A 14,537-nucleotide genomic window follows, 5' to 3' on the forward strand; every position below is an offset into this window, starting at 1 on the left:
TCCCATCGCCCCCCATGCGCGCCCAACTTCTGCAAGACACGGCCCTGCGCTACTTCCTCGAAGTGGCGCAAAGCGGCTCGCTCACCGAAGCCTCTGCCCGGCTGCACGTGGCCGCCTCGGCCCTGAGCCGGCAGATCGCCGGGCTCGAGTCGCAGTTGGGCACGCCGCTGTTCGAGCGGCACCCGCGCGGCATGGTGCTCACCGCGGCCGGCGAGATCCTGGCCACGCACGCGCGCCGCACGGTGCTGGACGCCGAGCGGGCGCTGGGCGAGATCGGCGCACTGCAGGGTCTGCGCGCCGGCCAGGTGCGGCTGGCCACATCCGACGCGTTTGCGAACGAACTGGTGCCGCGCCTGTGCGTGGAGTTCCAGCGCACGCACACCGGCATCCAGTTCGAGGTGCAGTCCCTGCCCACGGCCCAGGTGCCCGGTGCGGTACGCAGCGGCGCGGCCGATATAGGCCTGTGCTTCAGCCGCGCGCCACACAAGGACATCGACGTGGCCTACCGCCAGCGGGCGCCGGTGCTGGCCCTGGTGCCGCCCGGCCACCCTCTGGCCGGTGCGAAGAGCGTGACGCTGGCGCGCATGGGCCAGTACCCGCTGGCCCTGCCGCCGCCCGAAACCACGGTGCGGCAGATGATCGACATCGTCTGCAGCCGCCAGGGCCTGCAGCTGGCGCCGGTGCTGGTGAGCAACCACGTCAAGACCATGCTCCACTTCGTGGCCAACGGGGGCGGGCTGTCGGTGTCCAGCGAGATCGCGGCGCGCCACATGGTGGCGGCAGGCGACATCGTCGCGCTGCCCATCGGCGACCAGGGCATGGACCTGCGCGACCTGGAGCTGCAGACCCTGTCGGGCCGCCGCCTGCCCGTGGCCGCGCAGGCCTTTCTGGACCTGCTCAGGGAGTGGCTGCCCGGGCCCTGGTGATTCTCAATCGCGCCCTTCGTGCTGTTGGCGGAATGCGCGCGCCTTGCCGAAGTGGCCGTTGCCGATGAAGGGCACGGGAGGACGCAGCGCCGACAACGGCGAGGGGTGGTTGGAGGTGAGCACCAGGTGTCCCCGGTCGGCCGGAATCCAAGCGCGCTTGGACTGGGCATGCGAGCCCCAGAGCATGAACACCACCGAACGCTCGCCTTCGGCCACGTGGCGGATCACGGCGTCGGTCAGTTCCTCCCAGCCCTTGCCGGAATGGCTCGCGGCCTGGCCCTCTTCCACCGTGAGGCCGGTGTTGAGCAGCAGTACGCCGTTCTTCGCCCATTTGACGAGGCTGCCGCCCGGCTCTGGCCAGGCCGGAAACGGCGTCTCTAGGTCGCGCTGCATCTCCTTGAAGATGTTGCGCAGCGAGGGCGGCAACTGCACGCCGGGCGCGACGGAGAACGCCAACCCCTCGGCCTGGCCACGCCCGTGGTAAGGGTCCTGGCCCAGGATGACCACCCGCACCTGCTCGGGTGGGGTCAGGTCCAGCGCGCGCAGAGGCTTCGGTGGAAAGATGGCGGCGCCGGCATCCAGGCGCGTTTGCAGGTAGGCCAGCAGCGCCCGGCCACGCGGGCTGGCGAAGAAGGCGTCGACCAGCGGCTGCCAGCCGGGAGCCACAGGCCAGTCAGCGGGGTCGGCGCTTTGCAGTTGGGTGGCGTCGGTCATGGGTGGCAGGCCGTGGATCAGGCGAACAGGTTCGCCAGCGCCTCGCCGGGTTCAGGCGCGCGCATGAAGGCCTCGCCCACCAGGAAGGCATTCACGCCCGCATCGCGCATGGTCTTCACGTCGGCCGGCGTGAGGATGCCGGACTCGGTGACCAGCAGGCGGTCGGCCGGCACGTTCTTCTGCAGGTCCAGCGTGGTCTGCAGCGACACCTCGAAGGTGCGCAGGTTGCGGTTGTTGATGCCCACGAGGCGGGTCTTGAGCTTGAGCGCACGCTCGAGCTCGGCGCCGTCATGCACCTCGACCAGCACCGCCATGTCCAGGCTGCGCGCAATCGCCTCGAAGTCGGCCATCTGCGCATCGTCCAGGCTCGCCGCTATCAGCAAAATGGCATCGGCGCCCATGGCCCGCGATTCGTAGATCTGGTAGGCGTCGACCATGAAGTCCTTGCGCAGCACGGGCAGTTGGCAGCTGGCGCGCGCCTGCTTGAGGGCATCCACGCTGCCCTGGAAGAACTGCTTGTCGGTCAGCACCGAAAGGCAGGCCGCGCTCACCGTGCCATCGCCATCGGCATAGCTCTGGGCGATGTCGGCGGGGATGAAGTCAGCGCGCAGCACGCCCTTGCTGGGGCTGGCCTTCTTGACCTCCGCAATCACCGCCGCCTGGCCTTTGGCGATCTTGGCGCGCAGCGCGGCCTCGAAGTCGCGCGTGAGCACGCGGCTCTCGGCATCGGCACGCATCGCGGCCAGGGGCATGCGCTTGGTGGCGGCGGCCACCTCTTCGTGCTTGACGGCAACGATCTTGTTGAGGATGTCACTCATGGAAAAACCTTCACAAAAATTCAAACTGGCCGTACCAAAAATACAGTACGAAGATTTCGGCTCACCAGAAATCAGCGTTGGCGTGGTACCGCCCCTGGCTACCTGCTCTGCACTGGATCGAAATTCCGAAGACCAAGACGACGGTTCAAATGCTCCAAGCATTCATCAACCAACGCTTCCTCCCGCCTGGAGCCGCGCAGCAGCGTCACACGCGTCAGGAGAATCCTCGTGCCTAGGGACCCAGGATGCAGTATTAGAGTGCAAGTAAACGTCGCACTCTTCCCCGGTTCAAAGAACTCCCAGCTCAAGCGGCACCCGTCATGTAAAACAAGAGTGTCTTGCCTTTTCAGGCCCCAAGGCGTCAGCGTGCGGCTTTGAAAATCCAAGACCCAGCCCCGCGACTGGTTTTGCCTGAATTGACGTCGCAATGTGAAGGTTGCGCCGCCAACCAAAATCACTCCCACCGACCAGAAAATGCTCCAAAGATACTGCGCCCGCAGATCCAGGACCATGATCCCCGTTGCTACAAAAACAAGCAAAGAAATGCCGCACAACGGGGCGAGAAAAGTCAGCTCAGCAAGACTGCTCCCCCCAATGCCCAAGGGCAGCCACACCTTGGATTGCTGCTCGATAGCAGTCACCCAAACCGACAACATGCGCAGACGTGCGAGTCTAGGCGAAGGCTTGTTCGTCACGACAACTTCTCTGGCGTGGCGCACTGTGCAAAGCGGTTTCTGCGCTCCGCGGCGTGACGGCAGCATGGCAGTTCGGCACGTAGGACAGGTCACTGGACAGGCGTTAACCGGCCACCGGACCGCCGGATAGCGAGGCGGGCCGCCAGCTCGTCCACACACCGGTCAAGGGTGCCCATCTGCATGGACAGCGTTTCGGTATCGGAGGACTGCAGTTCCACCGCGAACAGGGTCGCGATCGGACCCGCCGTTCTGTGGCGGAACTCGACATCGCAGGAAAGGGAGCCATGGTCCGGAGGGCCGGGCATGATGCCGATGGAATGCGCCGGTTCCAGGGGGATGGCCTGGCCTGCTGCCTGTGCAGGCTGCAGCGTGCGCAGGGACATGTCCAGCACCCACCGCACTCGGTACGCGAAGCGCCGCAGCTGCCACCAGCACATGCCCATGGCGGAACCAACGACCAGCGCAATGCCCCACCACGCAGTAGCGATCGAGGGCTGCAGCACAAACAGCATGAGATAGCTGCCCCCCCCAAGCGAACAGGACGGGCACCAGATAGGCCCATACGGTCTTTCGGTGCAGCCGCTCGGGCAGGTACAAGCAGGCGTCCTCCCTCACGGCAGCCGCGAGGTCGTTGACGTCCCGCAGCATGCGGTGCCCTTGTTCTGCCATGGGTTGCCGGTCAGGCGGGCACGGCCAGCGCGTGCGTGCGCGCCACCAATTGGTCCAGCCGCGCCAGCGCGGCGCCCGAGGCGATTGCGGCGCGCGCCTTGGCCAAGCCATCCGCGATGGAACTCGCCACATTTGCCGCATACAGCGCGGCGCCCGCGTTCAGGCAGACGATGTCCTGCGCGGCGCCGGGATCGCCCTTGAGCACGCCAATCAGCATGTCACGCGACTGCTCGGGCGTTTCCACCTTGAGCGCGCGGTTGCTGGCCATGGACAGGCCGAAGTCCTCGGGATGCACCTCGTACTCGGTGATCTGGCCGTTCTTCAACTCACCCACCAGGGTGGCAGCGCCCAGGCTCACTTCGTCCATGCCGTCGCGGCCATAGACCACCAGCGCATGCTCGGCGCCCAGGCGCTGCAGCGCGCGCACCTGGATTCCGACCAGGTCGGGGTGGAACACGCCCATCAAGATGTTGGGCGCACCGGCCGGGTTGGTCAGCGGGCCGAGGATGTTGAAGATGGTGCGCACGCCCAGCTCACGGCGCACGGGGGCCACGTTCTTCATCGCCGGGTGGTGGTTGGGCGCGAACATGAAGCCGATGCCCACCTCGGCGATGCACTGGGCAATCGCTTCGGGCGTGAGGTTGATGTGGATGCCCAGGGCCTCCATCACGTCGGCGCTGCCGCTCTTGCTCGACACGCCGCGCCCGCCATGCTTGCTGACCTTGGCGCCCGCAGCAGCCGCCACGAACATCGAGCAGGTGGAGATGTTGAAGGTGTTGGCCCCGTCGCCGCCGGTGCCCACGATGTCCACCAGGTGCGTGCTGTCGGGCACGTGGACCTTGGTGGAGAACTCGCGCATGACCTGCGCGGCGGCCGTGATCTCGCCGATGGTTTCCTTCTTCACGCGCAGGCCGGTGATGATGGCCGCTGTCATGACGGGCGAGAGTTCGCCGCTCATGACCAAGCGCATCAGGTGCAGCATCTCGTCGTGGAAGATTTCGCGGTGCTCGATGGTGCGCTGCAGCGCTTCCTGGGGGGTGATGGACATGGTGTGGTCTCCGTCTCGTATTTTTTTAGGCAGCAGGCCGGTCCGAGAACGCCAGCTTGAGGCCGAAGCCGATGAACATCGCCCCGGCGACGCGGTCCAGCCAGTGCATGCCGCGCTGCACGGCGCCCACGCGGCGCGCCATCCAGCCGGCGGCCAGCGCCCAGCCCACGTTGACGGGAATGGCGTTGAGGTTGAACAGCACCCCGAGCAGCACGAAGGCCAGGGCCTTGCTGTCCGTGCCCGGCGCGATGAACTGGGGCACAAAAGCCAGGAAAAAGATCGCCACCTTGGGGTTGAGCACATTCGTCCAGAAACCGCCCATGAACACGCTGCGCAGCGACACGGCCGCAGCCGGCGCGGCCTGCGCCGCCGCAATGGCGGCACCGCTGCCGCCATCACCCGAGGCCTTGGCGAACAACATGCGCACGCCCATCCACAGCAGGTAGGCCGCGCCCACCCACTTGAGCACGGTGAAGGCCGTGGCCGACGCGGCCAGCAGCGCACCCACGCCCACGGCGGCGGCAAAGATGTGCACGAAGCAGCCGGCCGTGATACCCAGGCCCGCCACGATGCCGGCCCGCACGCCCGAGCGCAGCGCGTTCGAGACGATATAGAGCACGTCCGGCCCGGGCGTCAGGTTGAGCAGCCAGCCGGCCGCGATGAACATCAGCAACTGGTGCGTCTCGATGATCATGGACGGGGCTCCAGGAAGTTCTTGAGCATGGCGTGGCCGTGCTCGGTGAGGATGCTCTCGGGGTGGAACTGCACGCCCTCGATGTCCAGCGTCTTGTGGCGCACGCCCATGATCTCGCCATCGTCGGTCCAAGCGGTCACGGCCAGCACCTCGGGGCAACTGGCGCGCTCGATGGACAGCGAGTGGTAGCGGTTCACGGTGAACTGCTCGGGCAGGCCCGCGAACACGCCCTGCTGCGTGGTGGTGATGACGCTGGTCTTGCCGTGCATCAGCTGCTGTGCGCGCACGATGCTGCCGCCGAAGGCCGCGCCGATGGCCTGGTGGCCCAGGCACACGCCCAGAATGGGCAACTTGCCGGCGAAGTGCTGGATCGCAGCCACCGAGATGCCGGCCTCGGCCGGCGAGCAGGGGCCGGGCGAAATCACCAGCCGGTCGAGCCGGCCGGCGGCCAGGCGGGCGGCGATCTCTTCCACCGTGATCTCGTCGTTGCGGTGCACTTCGACCTCGGCACCGAGCTCGCCGAAGTACTGCACGATGTTGTAGGTGAAGCTGTCGTAGTTGTCGACCATCAAGAGTTTCATGCTGCGCTCCCTGCGGTCTGGCCCGCGTCGCTGGCGTGCCCGGCGCGCAGGCGCGCGAACTCGCGGTGTTCGTAGGCAATGGAGGCTTCCATGATGCCCCGGTAGATGGCCTCCACCACGTCGGCCTGGCCGCCCTGTACCAGGGCGCGCTCGCGCACCCGGTCCACGATGGCCTGTATGCGCGCCTCGTCGCGCACCTGCACATCGCTGTGCTTGATGCGCGCAGCCTGCGTCATGTAGCCGGTGCGCTGCACCAGCAACGGCACGAGCACGTCGTCGAGTGCGTCGATTTCACGGCGCACGTCGGCCATGGTGGTGCAGTGCTGCACCTGGTCGATGGCGCGGCTCATTCCAGGCCCTCCTCGACGAGCTCCGCGGCGCGCAGCAGGGCGCGGGCCTTGTGCTCGGTTTCCTTCCATTCGAGCTCGGGCACCGAATCGGCCACCACCCCGGCGGCCGCCTGCACGTAGAGCGTGCCGTTCTTGATGATGCCGGTGCGGATGGCGATGGCCACGTCCATATCGCCGGCATAGCTCAGGTAGCCGCAGGCGCCGCCGTACAGGCCGCGCTTGATAGGTTCGAGCTGGTCGATGAGCTCCATGGCGTGCACCTTGGGCGCGCCGGTGAGCGTGCCCGCCGGGAAGGTGGCCTTGAGCACGTCGATGGCGGTCATGCCGTCGTTCAGGATGCCTTCGACATTGCTCACGATGTGCATCACGTGGCTGTAGCGCTCCACCGCGAAGGCCTCGGTCACCTTCACGGTGCCGGTTTTGGCGATGCGGCCGATGTCGTTGCGCGCCAGGTCGATCAGCATCACGTGCTCGGCCCGCTCCTTGGGGTCGTTGATGAGTTCGACCTCGGCCGCCTTGTCTTTCTCGAGCGTGGCGCCGCGCGGGCGCGTGCCGGCCAGCGGGCGGATGGTAATCTTTTGCCCGTCCGGCGTGCTCTCCTGGCGCACCAGGATCTCGGGGCTGGCGCCCACCACGTGGAAGTCGCCGAAGTCGTAGAAGTACATGTACGGCGAGGGGTTCAGCGAGCGCAGCGCGCGGTACAGCGACAGCGGGCTTTCGGTGTAGCGCTTGTGGATGCGCTGGCCCACCTGCACCTGCATGAAGTCACCGGCGGCGATCAGCTCCTTGGCGCGGTCCACCGCAGCCAGGTAGTCGGCCTTGGAAAAATCGCGCTGAGCGGGATGGCTCTCGGTGGGCTTGACCACCGGGGCGCTGACCGAATACTTGAGCTGCTCTTTCAGTTCGCGCAGGCGCTTCTTGGCCTTGGCATAGGCTTCGGGCGTGGCCGGGTCGGCGTAGACGATGAGGTAGAGCTTGCCCGAGAGATTGTCGATGACCGCCAGTTCCTCACACTGCAGCAGCAGGATGTCGGGGCAGCCCAGGGTATCGGGCGGGCAGGTGTTCTCGAGCTTCTTTTCTATGTAACGCACAGCGTCGTAGCCGAAGTACCCTGCCAGGCCACCGCAAAAACGCGGCAAGCCGGGGCGCAGCGCTACCTTGAAGCGCTTTTGGTAAGCCGCGATGAAGTCGAGCGGATTGCCTTCGGCAGTCTCCACCACCTGGCCGTCGGTAACGACCTCGGTGCGCGCCGCAGCGCCGAAACCGCTGGCGCGCAGCAAGGTACGCGCCGGCAGGCCGATGAAGCTGTAGCGCCCGAAGCGCTCGCCGCCCACCACGGATTCGAGCAGGAAGCTGTGCTTGCCGCCCTCCTTGGCGCGCGCCAGCTTCAGGTACAGCGAGAGCGGGGTTTCCAGGTCCGCAAAGGCCTCGGCCATGAGCGGAATGCGGTTGTAGCCTTCGCCGGCCAGGCTTTTGAATTCAAGTTCAGTGATCACGGGGAGAGCTCCCAGCTGTCACAGCGCGTGTCCCCGCCAATGGGCATTGGGGGCGCTGCGGTTCATTCAATCGGCCCTGACAAGGGCCACGGGTGCACGCTGGGGCGGATCGCCCAGGTGCCATCAGGCGTTCAGGCAGACAGGCTGACGCCAGGGCCAGGCTCCCCGGTCGCTGCAACCTGTGATGAACACGTGGTGAATGAACATGGGCCAAAGTGTAGCAAAGGTCTTGGCGCTTTCGGGTTTTTGGCATGCAATCACCATGAAGAACCACTCGAAAACCCTGTTGCGCCCGTTGCACGGTCTTGCAACAATTAGAAACGAACGGTCGTTCTATTTTGAGGAGACAAGCATGAGAAACATGGTGCGATGCGCTGCACTCGCCGCCGCATGCCTTCTGGCCGGGGCCACCATGGCCCAGCCCATCACGGTGTCCAACGTGAAGTACGACGAGACCGCGCAGGTGGCCGACAGCACCCTCCAGCTCAATGGTGCGGGCGTGCGCTACAAGGCGGTGTTCAAGGTCTACACCGCCGGGCTGTACCTCGAAAAGAAGGCCGGCACGCCGCAGGAAGTGGCGAGCCAGAAGGGCCCCAAGCGCATGAGCATCACCATGCTGCGCGAGATCGACTCCACCGAACTGGGCAAGCTGTTCTCGCGCGGCATGGAGGACAACATGGACCGCGCGGCCTTCTCCAAGCTGATCCCCGGCGTGCTGCGCATGAGCCAGATCTTCTCGGACCACAAGAAGCTCATGGCGGGCGACCAGTTCCAGGTGGACTGGATTCCCGGCACCGGCACGGTGATCACCGTCAAGGGCAAGCCCCAGGGCGAGCCCTTCAAGGAGCCCGAGTTCTTCAACGCCCTGCTGGGCATCTGGCTGGGCAATGCGCCAGCGGACTGGAAGCTCAAGGACGCGCTGTTGGGCAAGCAGCCCGCGTAAACAGCGCCCCCTCCCGGGAAAGCACCTACCTACTTCTGTCACCCGGCAGACACAGCGCCTGCAAACCGCAGGCGTAACCTTCGAAGAACCTGTTCAAGCCCCGGCAGCGTGTGCATGCGCCATCCGCCGCACGCTGCTGCCGGGCCATCTCCTCGCCACCCGCGCCCAGGAGCGATCCGCCGACAACCCTCGCCCTTTGACCCTGCACCTTCGTTCGCGCGCCTGACCACACCATGAAACCAAGCAACCTCTCCGTCGGCCTGCGCCTGGGCCTGTCCTTCGGCGCCATCCTGCTCATCACCGCGCTCCTCGCCGCCACCGGCATGTGGCGCATCGCCAGCCTGCAGGGCGCCAGCGAGCGCGTGGCCACGCAGGAGATCGAACAACAGACCCTGGTCGAGAACTGGGCTGCCGACATCCGCCTGAACTGGGTGCGCACCGAGGCCTTCCTCAAAGCCATCGACCGCGACTACATGGAAAAGCTCACGGCCGACACGCAGGCCACGGCCAAGGGCATCGAGACCAAGGTCCAGCGCGTCGAAGGCCTGGTGCAGGGCGACAGCAACCGCGCGCAACTGGCTACCATTGCCGCCGCGAGCAAAGCCTATAGCGACAAGCTCGCCGAGATCCGCGAACTGCACCGTGGTGGCGAGCCGAATGTACCCACGCTGGTGGACAAGGAACTGCGCCCACTGGCCGACCGGTACCTCAAGTCCCTCGATGACCTGCGCACCGCCATGGCCACGCAACTGGCCGCGAGCCAGAGCGACACCGGCGCGCAGGCCAAAGCCAGCCAGGTGCTGCTGGGCGTGGGCACGCTGATCGCGGTGGCGCTGGGCGCGCTGCTGGCCTTCACCGTCACGCGCTCCATCGTGCGGCCGGTGCAGCAAGGCAAGCAGGCGGCCGAAAGCATTGCCGATGGCGACCTGACGCACCCCATCACCACCACGCACAACGACGAAACCGGCCAGTTGCTGCAGGCCCTGGCCACCATGCAGTCGCGCCTGGCCACCATCGTCGGCAATGTGCGCCACAGCGCCGAGGGCGTGGCCACCGCCAGCGCCGAGATCGCCTCGGGCAACAACGACCTGTCAGCCCGCACCGAGCAGCAGGCGTCGGCGCTCGAAGAAACCGCCGCCTCCATGGAGGAACTGGGCTCCACCGTGCGCCAGAACGCCGACAACGCACGCCAGGCCAACCAGCTGGCGATGAGCGCTTCGACCGTCGCCATCCAGGGCGGCCAGGTGGTGGCCGAGGTGGTGGACACCATGAAGGGCATCAACGAAAGCAGCAAGAAGATCGCCGACATCATCAGCGTGATCGACTCGATTGCCTTCCAGACGAACATCCTGGCCTTGAATGCCGCAGTGGAAGCCGCCCGCGCGGGTGAACAGGGCCGGGGCTTTGCCGTGGTGGCCAGCGAGGTGCGCAACCTGGCCCAGCGCAGCGCCGAGGCGGCCAAGGAGATCAAGGGCCTGATCGGCACCAGCGTGGAACGTGTGGAGCGCGGCAGCGCCCTGGTGGACCGGGCCGGCGCCACCATGAGCGAGGTGGTGGCATCCATCCGCCGCGTGACCGACATCATGGGCGAGATCAGCGCCGCCAGCAGCGAGCAGAGCTCGGGTGTGGGCCAGGTGGGCGAGGCCATCACGCAGATGGACCAGGCCACGCAGCAGAACGCCGCGCTGGTGGAGCAAAGCGCGGCGGCAGCCGACAGCTTGAAGACCCAGGCCGGCCAGCTGGTGGAGGCGGTGGCGGTGTTCCGGCTCGGTGCGGACCACCATGCCGCGCCGGTCGCTGCGCCCCGCCCGGCCAGCAACGCATCGCGGCTGTTGCCAACAAGTGGGCAGCGCCGTATCGCCGCCTGAGCAGCCGCTCAGGCGTTTTTCAGCTCTTGCAGAGCATCCACGAAGCCATCGGCATCCACGGCCCGCACCGGCTGGCCGTGGTTGTAGCCGTAGGTCACCAGCACCACCGGGCAGCCGGCGGCGCGCGCCGCCTGCGCGTCGTTGCTCGAATCCCCCACCATCAGCGTGCGCGCCGGCGTGCTGCCCAAAGCCTCGCAGGTCTTGAGCAGAGGCAGCGGATCGGGCTTCTTGCGCTCGAAGCTGTCGCCACCGAACACCTGAGAAAAATAACCGTGGAGCCCCTTGGCCTTGAGCAGCGGCACGGCAAAGTCCGTGGGCTTGTTGGTCAGGCAGGCCAGGCGCAGGCCTGCCGCCTGCAGCGCCTGCAGGCCAGCCACGACGCCTGGGTACACCTGCGCGTACTGGCCATTGATATCAAGGTAGTGCTTCTGGTAGCTGACCCAGGCAGCGGGGTACAGCGACTCCACCTGCGCGGCATCTGCCGCCTGCCCGCCGGACGCCAACACATGGCCCAGCACCGAACGCAGCAGGTGCTCCGAACCCTTGCCCACCATGTGCTCGATGTGCTCGGCCCCGATGGCAGGCAGCGCCAGTTCGCGCAGCATGCGGTTGAGCGCCTCGGCAAAGTCCCCGAGCGTGTCCACCATGGTTCCGTCCAGGTCCACGATGGCGGCGTCCACACGGGACAGCAGGGCGGACAACGGTAGCGATGCGGACATGCGAAGAACTCCTCGGAATGCGGATGAAGAAAGGCCGGGCAGCGCTGCCCGGCCTTGGCGAGTTTAAAGGTGCCGGCTTACCGCAGACTCAAGGTCTGGAGCTTCCAGGCCGGGTCCTGCCAGCGCTGGAACAGGGGCAGCGCAGCCACGTCGCCGGTCACGCGCTCGGTGGCCAGGCCTTCCAGGCGCACGATCTCGAAGCTGCGGCGGTAGCGGCCCTGGCCGCGTGCCTCGCGCGCCACCAGCATCTGCTGGCCGCCGGGCACCCAGCCGGCCCACTCGGCCACGCCGGTCTCGGGCGCGCTGGCGGCGGGGGGCAGCACGTCGACCAGCCAGCCCTCGGCTGTCTTGCGCATCACCCACAGCTCACGCCAACCTTCCAGGGGCTGCACGGCCAGGGCAACCGCCGTGCCCTCGCGGTTCACGCTGGCAGAGGCGGTCCAGACCACGCCGTAGGTGCAGCGGCGCACCAGTGGTGCCTTCACACCCTTCTGGGCATCGACCAGCAGCACGCAGGTCTCGCCGGGCGCTCCGGGCTCGGTCACGATGCCGGGGCGGTTGCCCTGGGCGACGGGCAGGCTGGTGGGCACCAGGGCCCAGCGCACGGCGCCCACGCGCATGGCGGCGTCGTTGTAGGCGGACTGGTCTTCGTCGGGCAGATCGTTCTTGCTGACGCCGGCGAACTCGGCCAGGGCGCGGGAGGCCGCAGCCGCCACGGCCGCGCCGGCGATGTCCTTGCGCGCCTGCTGGAAGGCCATGGCACTCCACACGCCGGCGCGGCGCATCTGGATGCGGTTGCGCACATAGGGCGACAGGCCCGCCACGTCCACGCGGTCGAGCACCTGCGATTGCCACTCTTGCACGCGGGCACGCTCGTGCGCCGGCAGGTCGGGGTTCACGCACTCGGGCCGGGTCAGCGCCAGGGCGGCACGGGCACGCTGCTCTCCATCCGCCACGGGCATGGCCAGCACGCGGCGAAAGGCCTCACCGTCGTAGCAGACCTGCATGCGGCCTTCGACCTCGTAGGTGGTAAAGCGCACGCCGTAGCCGTTGGCCACGTCCAGGTGGGCCGACAGGGTGGCGCCCGAGGCCTTGCCCGGCACGGCGGCCGAGGCACGGCGCGCCAGCCGGTCGGCCAGGGTTCCCAATGCGTCGAAGGCCTGGGCGCCCTGCTCTCCCGCCAGCGCGCTGGCCGGTGCCGCCTGCAGGTAGGCGGCCGTGATGCCGATGCCCAATGCTTCGGCGCCTGGGGTGTCACGCACGAAGCGCAGCACCGACAGCAGGGCCGGGCCCTCGGCCTCATCAAGCGCCACGCGGCGCACGTCGCTGGTACGGATGAAACCGCCGCGCTCGCGCTTGTGATCCCATACCTGCAGGTAATCGAGGCGCTCGCCGCGCACTTCGAGCACCTCGCCCTGCCACAGCGCGGACTGCTGCTGGGCCGAGTCACGCGGCGCTGCGCGCAGGCTGGCCTGGTCCTGCACGACGATGGCGCTGCCCAGGGTGCTGGCGGGCGCGGGGGGGACGGCAGCGGTGGCGACCATGGTGGCGGCCGAGGCGATGGCCGCGGCGAGTGTCAGGGTGGTGCGGTTCATGCTCATTGCTCCGTGGCTTGGGTCGTGGAGGCGTCATCGGCAGCGGCAGCTTGCGCGGCCACGGCCTGGGCGTTGCGGTTGCCGCCCAGCAGCGCGGCACCGATGAAGTCCCCATTGGTCGGAGGGGGCGCGATGATGACCTGGATCTTGTCCGAGAGCTTGTCGGCCAGCGTCTTCTGGATCAGCAGCGGGTGGCGCGTGACCAGCGCGCCTTCGCGCGCCATCTGCTCGGCGTTGACCTTGCCGATGCGGTCCATGCGGTAGGCCTCGGCCTCGGCCAGCTTCTGGCGGGCATCGGCCTCGCCACTGGCCTCGATGCGGCGGGCCTGGGCCGTGCCCTCGGCGGCCTTGATGCGCGAGACCTTCTCGGCTTCGGCCTCCAACTGGCGCTGCTCGATCTGGCGCTGCTTGAAGGGCAGCACATGCTTCATCGCTTCTTCCTGGGCGCGGGCGGCGATCACCTGTTCGCGGGCGGAGGCTTCGGCGGCCACTTCGCGGCGCACCTTGTCGGCGCTGGCGTCGAGCTCGGTTTCCTTCACGCGCTTGTCCTTGAGCTCCAGCGTGTAGCGCATCTTCTCGGAGGCCAGCTCCTCGGCCAGCAGGCTGTCCATGCCGCGGCGGTATTCAGCGGGCAGGTCCACCTTGCCGATCTGCACGTGGCGCAGCAGCACGCCATCGGCAGCCAGGCGGGTGCGCAGCTCGGTCTCGATGATCTGCTGGATCTCGGCGCGCTTGGAAGAGAAGATCTCGCGCACCGTGTAGCGGGCGAACACCTTGTAGATCAGGCCTTGCACGGCAGGCTCGACGATTTCGGCGCCGATGTTGTCGGGCAACTGCGCCGAGCGCGCGGCCATGGCGGCCGGGTCCAGCGCGTAGCGCACGCTCAGGTCCAGGCCGAAGGACAGGCCTTCCACCGACTGCAGCGGCGCGGCACCCGTCGCCTGGCGCATCTGCTCGGGGCGGTAGGTCTGGTCACGCAGGGTGAACACGCGCACGCTGTGCAGGCCGGGCAGCACCCACACGCTGCCGTCGCGCCACTGGCTGACCGAGCCGGTGAGCTGGTTCACACGCACACCGAGCTCGCCCTGGTCCAGGTGCTGCACCGGGGGGTTGCGGTACACCATGGCGCCAGCAGCCACCACTGCCGTGCCGGCGACCAGCCAGCCCAGGGTGCGGGGCGACGGCAGGGCCAGGGGGCGGGAGGCAGCGATGGGAGCGCCTGCAGCGATCTCGTCCTGGGCGCCATCCAGCGTGGGCTCCACGGCAGGGGTGGCGGCAGGGGTGCGGCGCAGGGCGCGGGTGATGCGGTTCCAGGTGGCTTTCATGGTGTCTTCCCTCGTTGATTCGGTTCGGTGGGTGGTTTCTCTGCGGCGCCGGATTTCCGTGCTGCATTGGTGTCCAATTCTTCGCATTCCCCCCGG

General features: G+C 67.5%; 15 protein-coding genes. 3 read left to right on the plus strand and 12 right to left on the minus strand.

Annotated elements, in window-relative coordinates:
* Positions 1-14 precede the first annotated feature (14 nt).
* Entirely contained in the window at positions 15-926 is a 912-nt protein-coding gene (locus tag ACSQ3Y_RS31665) for a LysR substrate-binding domain-containing protein (protein ID WP_436180001.1), read from the plus strand.
* Between the two features lie 3 nt (positions 927-929).
* Here the strand turns inward: ACSQ3Y_RS31665 and ACSQ3Y_RS31670 are convergent, their stop codons facing one another.
* The 9 genes from ACSQ3Y_RS31670 to trpE all read right to left on the minus strand — a co-directional run bounded on the left by ACSQ3Y_RS31670 (position 930) and on the right by trpE (position 7,991).
* Positions 930-1,640 (minus strand): uracil-DNA glycosylase, encoded by a 711-nt coding sequence (locus ACSQ3Y_RS31670; RefSeq protein ID WP_436180002.1) that lies wholly within the window; start codon positions 1,638-1,640, stop codon positions 930-932.
* Positions 1,641-1,657: 17 nt separating this feature from the next.
* The gene (gene trpC, locus ACSQ3Y_RS31675) at positions 1,658-2,458 is read right to left on the minus strand and encodes an indole-3-glycerol phosphate synthase TrpC (protein WP_436180003.1); all 801 of its coding nucleotides are present in this window, start codon (positions 2,456-2,458) and stop codon (positions 1,658-1,660) included.
* Positions 2,459-2,556: 98 nt separating this feature from the next.
* On the minus strand, positions 2,557-3,153 hold the full coding sequence (locus tag ACSQ3Y_RS31680; protein ID WP_436180004.1) for a hypothetical protein: 597 nt from the start codon (positions 3,151-3,153) through the stop codon (positions 2,557-2,559).
* A gap of 89 nt (positions 3,154-3,242) precedes the next feature.
* Complete coding sequence (locus ACSQ3Y_RS31685) at positions 3,243-3,665, minus strand: hypothetical protein (RefSeq protein ID WP_436180005.1); 423 nt, start codon at positions 3,663-3,665, stop codon at positions 3,243-3,245.
* 167 nt (positions 3,666-3,832) lie between these two features.
* Complete coding sequence (trpD, locus tag ACSQ3Y_RS31690; protein WP_436180006.1) at positions 3,833-4,870, minus strand: anthranilate phosphoribosyltransferase; 1,038 nt, start codon at positions 4,868-4,870, stop codon at positions 3,833-3,835.
* A gap of 25 nt (positions 4,871-4,895) precedes the next feature.
* The gene (locus tag ACSQ3Y_RS31695; RefSeq protein WP_436180007.1) at positions 4,896-5,564 is read right to left on the minus strand and encodes a LysE family translocator; all 669 of its coding nucleotides are present in this window, start codon (positions 5,562-5,564) and stop codon (positions 4,896-4,898) included.
* Positions 5,561-6,145 carry an aminodeoxychorismate/anthranilate synthase component II gene (locus ACSQ3Y_RS31700; RefSeq protein ID WP_428003243.1) on the minus strand — a complete coding sequence of 195 codons (585 nt, stop codon included), beginning with the start codon at positions 6,143-6,145 and terminating at the stop codon, positions 5,561-5,563. The genes ACSQ3Y_RS31695 and ACSQ3Y_RS31700 overlap by 4 nt, the downstream gene beginning before the upstream one ends.
* On the minus strand, positions 6,142-6,495 hold the full coding sequence (locus tag ACSQ3Y_RS31705) for a chorismate mutase (RefSeq protein WP_436180008.1): 354 nt from the start codon (positions 6,493-6,495) through the stop codon (positions 6,142-6,144). The genes ACSQ3Y_RS31700 and ACSQ3Y_RS31705 overlap by 4 nt, the downstream gene beginning before the upstream one ends.
* Positions 6,492-7,991, minus strand: a complete 1,500-nt coding sequence (gene trpE, locus ACSQ3Y_RS31710; RefSeq protein ID WP_436180009.1) for an anthranilate synthase component I — start codon at positions 7,989-7,991, stop codon at positions 6,492-6,494. The genes ACSQ3Y_RS31705 and trpE overlap by 4 nt, the downstream gene beginning before the upstream one ends.
* 352 nt (positions 7,992-8,343) lie before the next feature.
* Here trpE and ACSQ3Y_RS31715 point away from each other — a divergent pair, with 352 nt between their 5' ends.
* Positions 8,344-8,934, plus strand: a complete 591-nt coding sequence (locus ACSQ3Y_RS31715; RefSeq protein WP_436180010.1) for a chalcone isomerase family protein — start codon at positions 8,344-8,346, stop codon at positions 8,932-8,934.
* 233 nt (positions 8,935-9,167) lie between these two features.
* Entirely contained in the window at positions 9,168-10,802 is a 1,635-nt protein-coding gene (locus tag ACSQ3Y_RS31720; RefSeq protein WP_436180011.1) for a methyl-accepting chemotaxis protein, read from the plus strand.
* An 8-nt stretch (positions 10,803-10,810) separates the two neighbouring features.
* On the opposite strand, the gene ACSQ3Y_RS31725 is transcribed toward ACSQ3Y_RS31720, so the two are convergent.
* The 3 genes from ACSQ3Y_RS31725 to ACSQ3Y_RS31735 form a co-directional block, all read right to left on the minus strand.
* A complete protein-coding gene (locus ACSQ3Y_RS31725) occupies positions 10,811-11,521 on the minus strand; it encodes a phosphoglycolate phosphatase (RefSeq protein WP_436180012.1) in 711 nt (236 codons plus the stop codon).
* A 77-nt stretch (positions 11,522-11,598) separates the two neighbouring features.
* Complete coding sequence (locus ACSQ3Y_RS31730; RefSeq protein WP_428003770.1) at positions 11,599-13,065, minus strand: hypothetical protein; 1,467 nt, start codon at positions 13,063-13,065, stop codon at positions 11,599-11,601.
* A gap of 53 nt (positions 13,066-13,118) precedes the next feature.
* Positions 13,119-14,441: an SPFH domain-containing protein gene (locus tag ACSQ3Y_RS31735; RefSeq protein WP_436180013.1), complete on the minus strand. Its 1,323-nt coding sequence runs from the start codon at positions 14,439-14,441 to the stop codon at positions 13,119-13,121.
* Positions 14,442-14,537: the final 96 nt, after the last annotated feature.

Source organism: Acidovorax sp. LjRoot66, assembly GCF_964253305.1.
In the GTDB taxonomy this organism is placed as follows: domain Bacteria; phylum Pseudomonadota; class Gammaproteobacteria; order Burkholderiales; family Burkholderiaceae_C; genus Acidovorax.

Bases quoted from the DNA above. Each gene is read 5' to 3' on its own strand.
- ACSQ3Y_RS31665 (WP_436180001.1), top strand. From the start codon at position 15: ATGCGCGCCCAACTTCTGCAAGACACGGCCCTGCGCTACTTCCTCGAA.
- ACSQ3Y_RS31700 (WP_428003243.1), bottom strand. From the start codon at position 6,145: ATGAAACTCTTGATGGTCGACAACTACGACAGCTTCACCTACAACATC.
- ACSQ3Y_RS31705 (WP_436180008.1), bottom strand. From the start codon at position 6,495: ATGAGCCGCGCCATCGACCAGGTGCAGCACTGCACCACCATGGCCGAC.
- ACSQ3Y_RS31670 (WP_436180002.1), bottom strand. From the start codon at position 1,640: ATGACCGACGCCACCCAACTGCAAAGCGCCGACCCCGCTGACTGGCCT.
- ACSQ3Y_RS31685 (WP_436180005.1), bottom strand. From the start codon at position 3,665: ATGCTGTTTGTGCTGCAGCCCTCGATCGCTACTGCGTGGTGGGGCATT.
- ACSQ3Y_RS31715 (WP_436180010.1), top strand. From the start codon at position 8,344: ATGAGAAACATGGTGCGATGCGCTGCACTCGCCGCCGCATGCCTTCTG.
- ACSQ3Y_RS31725 (WP_436180012.1), bottom strand. From the start codon at position 11,521: ATGTCCGCATCGCTACCGTTGTCCGCCCTGCTGTCCCGTGTGGACGCC.
- ACSQ3Y_RS31695 (WP_436180007.1), bottom strand. From the start codon at position 5,564: ATGATCATCGAGACGCACCAGTTGCTGATGTTCATCGCGGCCGGCTGG.
- trpC (WP_436180003.1), bottom strand. From the start codon at position 2,458: ATGAGTGACATCCTCAACAAGATCGTTGCCGTCAAGCACGAAGAGGTG.
- ACSQ3Y_RS31735 (WP_436180013.1), bottom strand. From the start codon at position 14,441: ATGAAAGCCACCTGGAACCGCATCACCCGCGCCCTGCGCCGCACCCCT.
- ACSQ3Y_RS31730 (WP_428003770.1), bottom strand. From the start codon at position 13,065: ATGGTCGCCACCGCTGCCGTCCCCCCCGCGCCCGCCAGCACCCTGGGC.
- ACSQ3Y_RS31720 (WP_436180011.1), top strand. From the start codon at position 9,168: ATGAAACCAAGCAACCTCTCCGTCGGCCTGCGCCTGGGCCTGTCCTTC.
- trpD (WP_436180006.1), bottom strand. From the start codon at position 4,870: ATGTCCATCACCCCCCAGGAAGCGCTGCAGCGCACCATCGAGCACCGC.